Source organism: Desulfobaculum sp. (genome assembly GCF_054921475.1).
The window spans coordinates 1-7431 of record NZ_JBUDSW010000186.1 but is presented as its reverse complement, the minus strand read 5'-3'; the positions used below and the strand labels follow the sequence as shown (position 1 = coordinate 7431).

Annotated in this window: 7 protein-coding genes and 1 pseudogene; 2 read left to right on the top strand and 6 right to left on the bottom strand. The window is 63.1% G+C overall.

The annotated features are described in order from the left end of the window. On the bottom strand, positions 1–200 hold a 200-nt coding region (locus ACY69P_RS11945), incomplete at its 3' end, for a hypothetical protein (RefSeq protein WP_462327628.1). On the opposite strand from ACY69P_RS11945, the gene ACY69P_RS11940 reads away from it, so the two are divergent. Further along, positions 178–1425 (top strand): sensor domain-containing diguanylate cyclase, encoded by a 1248-nt coding sequence (locus tag ACY69P_RS11940; protein WP_462327627.1) that lies wholly within the window; start codon positions 178–180, stop codon positions 1423–1425. The genes ACY69P_RS11945 and ACY69P_RS11940 overlap by 23 nt on opposite strands. A 122-nt stretch (positions 1426–1547) precedes the next feature. Here ACY69P_RS11940 and ACY69P_RS11935 read toward each other — a convergent pair whose 3' ends face one another. The 3 genes from ACY69P_RS11935 to ACY69P_RS11925 form a co-directional block, all read right to left on the bottom strand. Then, positions 1548–2162 carry an AMIN domain-containing protein gene (locus ACY69P_RS11935; RefSeq protein WP_459898874.1) on the bottom strand — a complete coding sequence of 205 codons (615 nt, stop codon included), beginning with the start codon at positions 2160–2162 and terminating at the stop codon, positions 1548–1550. A gap of 116 nt (positions 2163–2278) precedes the next feature. Beyond that, entirely contained in the window at positions 2279–4846 is a 2568-nt protein-coding gene (locus ACY69P_RS11930) for an ArnT family glycosyltransferase (RefSeq protein ID WP_462327626.1), read from the bottom strand. Next, entirely contained in the window at positions 4839–5468 is a 630-nt protein-coding gene (locus ACY69P_RS11925) for a phosphatase PAP2 family protein (protein ID WP_404844303.1), read from the bottom strand. The genes ACY69P_RS11930 and ACY69P_RS11925 overlap by 8 nt, the downstream gene beginning before the upstream one ends. A 210-nt stretch (positions 5469–5678) precedes the next feature. Here ACY69P_RS11925 and ACY69P_RS11920 point away from each other — a divergent pair, with 210 nt between their 5' ends. Beyond that, positions 5679–6188 (top strand): 3D domain-containing protein, encoded by a 510-nt coding sequence (locus ACY69P_RS11920; RefSeq protein ID WP_404844304.1) that lies wholly within the window; start codon positions 5679–5681, stop codon positions 6186–6188. Here the strand turns inward: ACY69P_RS11920 and ACY69P_RS11915 are convergent. Then, positions 6175–6543, bottom strand: a complete 369-nt coding sequence (locus ACY69P_RS11915) for a VanZ family protein (RefSeq protein WP_459898879.1) — start codon at positions 6541–6543, stop codon at positions 6175–6177. The genes ACY69P_RS11920 and ACY69P_RS11915 overlap by 14 nt on opposite strands. A gap of 194 nt (positions 6544–6737) precedes the next feature. Then, positions 6738–7431: pseudogene (locus ACY69P_RS11910) on the bottom strand (motility associated factor glycosyltransferase family protein); the annotation flags it as partial.

Genomic DNA, 7431 nt, shown 5'->3' with positions numbered 1-7431 from the left:
GAATACCCTAAGAGCTTAACCCGCCGGAGGCCCTTTAAGCTTAGGTCGCGGGAGGCATCACAAGCCCTGCGCAACCACCACCATTCGGCCATGCTTGCCATAAATGTCACGTGATACGGGCTTTTCAGGGCGGGCGGGGCATGATACAAGGCCGCCGATACAGGAGAAAGTTCTTCCATGCGAATACTGTCTTTGCTCATGTTCCCTGTTTTGTTCTTGGCCTCCGCTGGTGCGGTTGTTGCGCTGGATATTGGCTTGCCGCCGGAGGTTGCGTCCACGGCGCCGTATGTGATGGCGGTGCTGGGCGGCTTGCTGAGTTGGCGTTTTAAACGCAGCCGCTGCGTGTTTGCCATGGCGCTTTTGGCCTTGGGCTTTTGGTTTGTGAACACGTTTTTGCAGGCGGGCGTGGGCACGGATGCGCTGGGGCAGGTGGCCTATGCGGCGTACGCGTGTGCGTTTCCGGTCTTTGGGCTGCTGCTGGCGATTATGGGCGACCGTGGCCTCGTGACGCCGTGGGGCATTCTGTACCTTTCAACGGCGGGCTTGCTGACGGCATGTGTTTTTGCCGTGACGGACGGGTTCTTTGGCCTGATGAGCTACGAGGGCGTGGCGGGCATTCAGGTGGCCGTTGCCAAGATGCTGCACGCGCGCGTCCTGCCGCCGTGGACGGATCGTTGGACGTGGCTGCCACAGCCTGCGCTGGTTGGGTGTTTCTTTGCGGGATGTGTCTTTTTGATACTGACCATCGTACGTGAGGAGCCGCTGGACGGCGGCTTTTGGGGGCTGACCCTTGGCGTTGGCGCGGGCCTTCACTATGCGGGCAGCGGGCAGGCTCCGGCGCTGTTTTTCTCGGCGGCTGGGGCGTCGCTTATCGCGCCGCTGTTTCAGGACTCGTACCGCATGGCGTTCTTGGATGAACTGACGGGACTGCCGTCGCGCCGGTCGCTGGTGGCGGACTTTAAGAAACTGGGGGGGCGGTACGCCGTCGCCATGGGCGACGTGGACCACTTTAAGAAATTTAACGATACGTATGGCCATGACGTGGGCGACGAGGTCCTGCGCATGGTGGCGAGCAAGCTGGACCGCGTGACGGGCGGCGGCTGCTCGTACCGCTATGGCGGTGAAGAGTTTACGATTCTGTTCCCCCGTGCTGATGCGGCGGAGGCGCTGCCACACCTTGAAGCGGTGCGCGCGGCCATCGAGAACGCGCCGTTTACTCTCCGCTCCAAGAACCGCCCGGAAACCAAGCCCAAGAAGCCGAGCAGTAAGAATGCGGGGAACAAGACGGTCTCCGTGACGATTTCCATCGGCGTGGCCCAGCGTACGGACTCGCGCCAGTCGCCCGAGGACGTGCTGAAGGAAGCGGACAAGGCGCTGTATAAGGCCAAGCAAAAGGGCCGCAATCAGGTCTTTGCCGCGTCGTAGGCAAGAGAAGAAGAGAGTCAAAAAGCGGCCCTTGTGGGCTGAAAACGCCAGCGCCCCGGAAGCAGTGAGCTTCCGGGGCGCTGGCGTTTTGTGCGTTTGGCGGTGCGGACGGGGAGGGCGCGTTAGCTGCCAAGGCGCACGCGGATGCCGTGCTCGCAGGCGTGAACGTCGTAATGGGCAAGTTGGTCGGGCGTGGTGTCGATGACGGTGCGCACAACGCTGCGGCCCGGATGCACGCCGGTGCGGATGCGCGTGGCGTGGGTGGAGGAGACGGGAAGCTCCTTCATGGCCGGGGGAAGCTCGCTTTGGGCGAACAGGTCCACCACGATGCGCGCGGGATTGTCGAGGGCGAAGGCGGAAAAACGTGGGGAAGCGCCGCGCGAGGCGATGTGCACGTCAAGGCGCGAGCCGCTCTCGGTGAAGTTGATGCCGGTGATGATGGACGCATCGGTGATGGCGCCGCCGGGGATGGTTGATGCCGTGGCGGCGTGCTCGGGGGCCGACGCGCCGGGCTGATGGCGCGGAGTGAAGGTTGCGCCGTTTCGCGCAGGCTGCGCCGCGTCGTCCGGAGAGGGGATGGAGAACAGCGAGTCCGGATTGATGACGGTGTGCGAGACGCTTTGCCGCACATACCAGCGCTGCTCAGGCGCGCTGGACGGGTGCAGATACACATTTACCCCGGCGTAGGCCGCGCCGAGAACAAGAGCGATGCAGAGGATGCGAGCGATTTTCCCCATAAGGTCCCGTTGAAAACTCCGGCCCGTCCGCAGTGGACGGGCCGGAGGTGATGGTGGTTGAAGGGTGTGTGTCGCGCGGCGTAGGCCCGGAGCGCGGGCGTTGGCCGCGTGTGGCGTTAGCCGTTGGTGGCGGACTGAGCCGGAGCGGACGGCGCCTGAGGCGCGGCGGCTTCGGATGCCTCGTTGGTGGTGGCCGGTGCGGCCTTGTCTACGACGGAGGCTTCCGGTGCGGCCGGGGCCGTGGGCAGGGCGCTCTGGTCGTCCTGCGCGGGCGTAGCCTCGCCAGCGGGCGCTGCGTTGGACTGTTCGTCCTGCGCTTCGTTTTCAGTGGCGGCGCTGGGGGCCTGTTTCGGAGCGGATTCCGGCGCGATGGTCGCAGGAAGCGTGACGGGGCGGACCGCGTTACCTTCGGGCGCAATGGCGTCGTCGGCAGGAGCCGGGGCAACGCCGGGCAGGGCGCTTGAGTCCGTGGCGTCAGGAGTTGTGGCGTTCGGTGCCGCTGCGGGCAGGGTGTCGGCGGGAAGGATGTCTTCCTCGGCCGCGCCGCCCTTGGTGACGTCGGAGAGCCACTTCATGGCGCTTTTGAACATGCCGGTGCCTTCGTTGTCCTTTTTCACTTCACCTTCGGGCGTGTTCCAGGTTTCCCAGAACTCGGAGAAGGTGTCCGTGATGGCCGCCCACGTTTTGGCCAGCGCGCCGGGCGTGGCGTTTGCTTCCGCCGGTGCGGTGGTCAGGCCCGGACCTGTGGTTGCGGGCATGTCCATGGCGCCATCGTTGCCGCCAACGGTCACCGTGGCGCCGGGCGCATTGGATGCGGGGGCGCTGGTGGTGTTTCCTGCCGGGGCCGTCTGCTGCGGGGCAGGCGCTGGCGCGGCCTTGGGGGCCTCGGGCGCCGCTGGAGGCTGAACAGGTGCAGGCTGTACCGCAGGCGCGCTGGGCGCGGGTGCGGCCTTGGGCTGCGGCGTGGGAGCGGGCTGGGTGGCGTTCTGCTCCAGCACAGGAGTGGTTTCCGGAGCCGGGGCTTCGGCGGGTGCGCCGCCTTCGGGAGTGTTCACCAGCAGCACGTAGGGGCGGTCCACCACCCACTGCTCATGCACCACGCGCAGGTTGGCGGGGCGGTTGTCCCACGACTCCCAGTAGCGCCGCTGCATGCCAAGGACGAATTTGTCCTCGGTGCGGGCCATTTCGGCAAGGCGCGGCAGGTCCTGCGTTTCAAGGATGTTGGTGCCACAGTAGTAGGTGTAGACACCGGAGTAGATTTTGTAGGCCGCGGGGGTGTAGCCGTCGGCGATGTACTCGCCCATCAGCTCGCCCTGTTCCTTGGGGCTCATCACGGCGTCCAGTTCGGGCACGGCAATGAAGGCCAACGGCTGCACCCAGATGGTCATCAGGATGCCAAGGGTCAGCAGGGCAGGGCGGATATCCCAGTGGGACACAAAGCGCCACAGCAGGGCCGCGATGATGATGTTGACCACCGCCAGCACGTAGATGCCCTTGAGGACGATGGGCCACTGGGTGAACAGGTTCGCCAGCGCAACGCCAACGCCCAGCACGGCAAACAGCCCGGCGACAAAAAGCACCAGCTTGCGCGTGCGCGCCGCGTCAAAGCCGAGAACGGTGCGCGCGGTGAGCAGAGCAAGGATGGGGAAGAGCGGCATCAGGTAGACGACAATCTTCGTGCTGAGGCAGGTCAGCAGAACAAAGCCGGAAATCAGCGCGCACCACAGGTAGCTGAGGCCAGAGCCCGTGGAACAGACATCAGCCTTGCGGGCGTACCACAGCTCCTTCCAGAAGGAGAGGGTAAACAGCCGTTTGAAGGGCAGCAGCACCACAACGAAGGTCCACGGCAAAAACGCGGCCGGGAACGTGGCAAAGTAGTGCCAGAAGGGCTGCTCGTGGTGCGAGGCGTCCACAGCGCGGCGGTAAATCTGCTTGTAGAAGATGTTTTCGACAAGGGCGTGTTCGCCGGAGAACCACGCGGCGGCAATCCACCCAATCAGGATGACCACAGCCGCGCCAAAGCCCACCAGCACGTCGCGGCGGACAAGGCGGCTCAGGCGGCCGCTCCATGCCAGATACACCACGGAGGCCAGCACCGGGAACACAAGCCCCAGCGGACCCTTGGTGAGGGTCGCCAAGGCGGCAAGCACAAAGCCCGCCACGGTCCAGCCCATGGCGCGCTCTTGCTGCCACGCGCGGAAGAGACAGATGTGCGAAAAGGTTATAAGTCCTGTAAACAGAAGGTCCATGCGCGAGTAATGCGTCAGGGCTACGAAGTAAAAGCAGGTGAGCAGGATAAGGCCTGCGGCCAGACCATTTTCCCTGCCGCCTTTCAGGACGAGATGGTTCATGCACAGCATGCCCACCAGCACCACCAGCGCGCTGGCGGCGGCGCCGGCAAAGAACAGCGCGGGCTTGGCCCCGCCAAAGATGGGCAAAAACGCCGTGAGGAACCAAAAATAGACGGGAGGCTTATCCGGGTAGGGCACGCCGTTCAGGTACATGACAAGCCACTTGTGCGCGTCAATGACATGCTCAAAAACGTTGGCGTAGCGGATTTCATCCGAGAACCACAGGGCGCGGGTGTCCAAAGAGGGCAGGGTCTGCGCCGCGAGGATCAGGCCGAGTATCGCCAGTGGGAGCAGTGCGGACACGCTCCACAGTCGCGAGAGGAACTTATTCATGGGCTGTGGTTTCCTTTTTGAGTCCGAAAGCATAGATGGCCCAGGCCGTAAAGGCGCCGTACATCCAGCCGAAGAAGACATCGGACGGGTAGTGCTGCATCAGATAGATGCGTGTCAGGGCCATAAGCGCCAGAGCCATTCCGAGGGCCAGCGTCAGCCACGCCTTGCGCCGCCAAAAGGCCAGCGCCAGCGCCGATGTAGTAAAGTCGGCAGTGTGGCCGGAGGGCAGGGAGTGGTAATGCGGATTCAGCGTCAGCATGTGAAAAACGCTCTCGCCCGTCATGGGGCGCGGACGGCCCAGCACCATTTTGGTGATGTTGAGCAGAGCGAGGTTGATGAGCAGCTGAAAGGCCACATAGGTCAGGGCGAAGCGGGTGAGGTCGGTATTCTTGGTGCGCACCCCGTGAACGAGGATGCCAAGAAATGTGACGTAACACGCGGGGTTGCCCCAGTCGGTAATGACGTTTGCGGTGAGGCGCAGGGCCTCGTGAGTATTTTTGTGTATCCGTACGCTTTGCATCAGGGCATCTTCCCCGCCGAAGGCGTAGGGAAGCGCCGCCGCCAAAGCGAGTACCGGCAGTGAGCCGAGCACAAAATGCCAAAATGGGGTGTGTGTTCGCATGTGGCGCTTATAGGGCATGGAGATAGCCGTGGCAAGCACGGCGAGGCGTGGGCGCGATGTGCCCGCAGGAGGAGACGCCGCCGCCATGGCAGATTCTTGATGCAATGCCTTGAACGTTTTCCTATAGTGTGAACAGCACAGAACCCGGCGTGGTCTTATGGACGGCAACGCTGCGGAATGCTGAAGAGTATTTTGCGTTTGGAGATGAAGATGTACAGGTTTTTTACGACTCTCGCAATCGTCCTGCTGGCTGTAGGTCTGGTCTGGCAGCACCGTAGTGTGACCCGCCTTGCGGCGGAGCTTGCGGACTCGCAGTACAGAATGGAATCCCTGGAGCTTGAAGTCGCCAAGAAGCACGACATGGCCGACCTCTTTTATCGCTTCATTGTGAATAACCACAAGAGCATTCAGGAGCTTCGGCGTTCACGGCTTTTGACGGTGACGGCCTATAGCCCGCGCATTGGCGAAACTGACGACAGCCCCAATTACACCGCCACCAACCGCCGGGTGCGGCACGGCATCGTTGCCGTCTCGCGCGATTTGTTCAAGGCGGGGTGGGTGTTTGGCAAGAAGGTCTACATCAAGAACTATGGCGTGTTCACCATTGACGACTTGATGGCCAAGCACAAGCGCAACCAGATCGATATTTTTATGTTCGACACCGACGCCGCCCTGCAGTTTGGCAAGAAGCGGCTGGAGGTGCACCTTATTGATCTTTAACGCCGAGGGCGCGCTTGAGCCCGTCGAAATACTCATACTGCTTGATGCGCTCGCCAATCCAGATGCCGATGATGACGCCTGCGGTGTTGGCCAGCATGTCGGACCATGAGGTGTAGCGCCCCGGCACAAAGTGTTGGCCCACCTCAAGAGCCGCGCCCAGCAGCACCATGCTCCACGCGGCGGTGATGGCAGGCCCGCGCGTCTTGAACGCGCGCAGGGCCAAAAGCGCCAACCAGCCGTAGGCAAGGGCATGCTCCACAAGGTCGATGTGGTCAAGGTCGATGGGGCGCGGGGGCGTCGGCATAAGGGAGAGCCAGCACACGCCGACGACGGATGCGGCCCACAAACAGAGCATCGGTACCGAATACTTTTGGGACATTGGCTTTTGTGGGGTTGAAGGTGAAGGATGTCGCTTGGGTATACATTGTGCCCGTGTCCCTTGCAAGAGGCGTCCAAAAAAACGCCCGGCACCAGTGGTGCCGGGCGTTTTGTCGTGCCTGAGGGCCGGGGCGGCGCGCCTTGGGGCGCGCTTTGGCTGCGCGGGGCGCGTTAGGCCGCGCTGGTTTTGGCCTGCGCGCCAAGGATGGAGTCCATCAGGGCAACCTTGTCCAGCACGCGGCCGGTGATGTCCTTAAACCGCCGCATGTCCGCCGGAACGGGATGCTGGGTAAACCGCGCCATGCCCGCCATGTCCATGACCTCGTTGTAGAGGTAGGGCAGATAGAGCGGGTCTTGGCGCAGGAAGTAGACGAGGCTTTGCAGCTGCTCCAAAATGGCGCCCTTGTTGCGTGTTGGCTTTTTGTAGAGTTTTTCCAGCCGTTTTGTTGCTGCCTTGAGGGAGGTGCGCCACGTTTCGAACCGGCGTTCGAACACCGGACGCGGCAGGCTGCCGCGCGCCGCCGCAATGCAGGCGCTGATGCGCCCGTGGGTGGTGGGTAGGTCCGTCAGCAGGGTTGCGGCTTCGTCAATGGTGACGCGGCGTGTTCCGGCGATGGGCAGGCCGCCGCCGTAGATGTTGGCGACATTCAGCCCGAGGCGGGCGATGTCGCGCTCCATGTCGCGCTTGGACGTCAGGTAGGACATGGTGGAGTAGATGGTGTTGCCGTCCGCGTCCTTTTCCTTGATGTGCCGCTTGGGGTCAAAAACGCGTGTTGGGCGCGCGGCGTGGTGGCCTGCGGCATGGCTGCGCTCGGCGCTCCACGCGTAGTCCTGCCCGGCCAGCACAAAGTCCTTCACCCCGCAC

Coding starts and splice junctions, on each gene's coding strand:
- ACY69P_RS11940 (WP_462327627.1), top strand. CDS start 178: ATGCGAATACTGTCTTTGCTCATGTTCCCTGTTTTGTTCTTGGCCTCC.
- ACY69P_RS11935 (WP_459898874.1), bottom strand. CDS start 2,162: ATGGGGAAAATCGCTCGCATCCTCTGCATCGCTCTTGTTCTCGGCGCG.
- ACY69P_RS11930 (WP_462327626.1), bottom strand. CDS start 4,846: ATGAATAAGTTCCTCTCGCGACTGTGGAGCGTGTCCGCACTGCTCCCA.
- ACY69P_RS11925 (WP_404844303.1), bottom strand. CDS start 5,468: ATGCGAACACACACCCCATTTTGGCATTTTGTGCTCGGCTCACTGCCG.
- ACY69P_RS11920 (WP_404844304.1), top strand. CDS start 5,679: ATGTACAGGTTTTTTACGACTCTCGCAATCGTCCTGCTGGCTGTAGGT.
- ACY69P_RS11915 (WP_459898879.1), bottom strand. CDS start 6,543: ATGCTCTGTTTGTGGGCCGCATCCGTCGTCGGCGTGTGCTGGCTCTCC.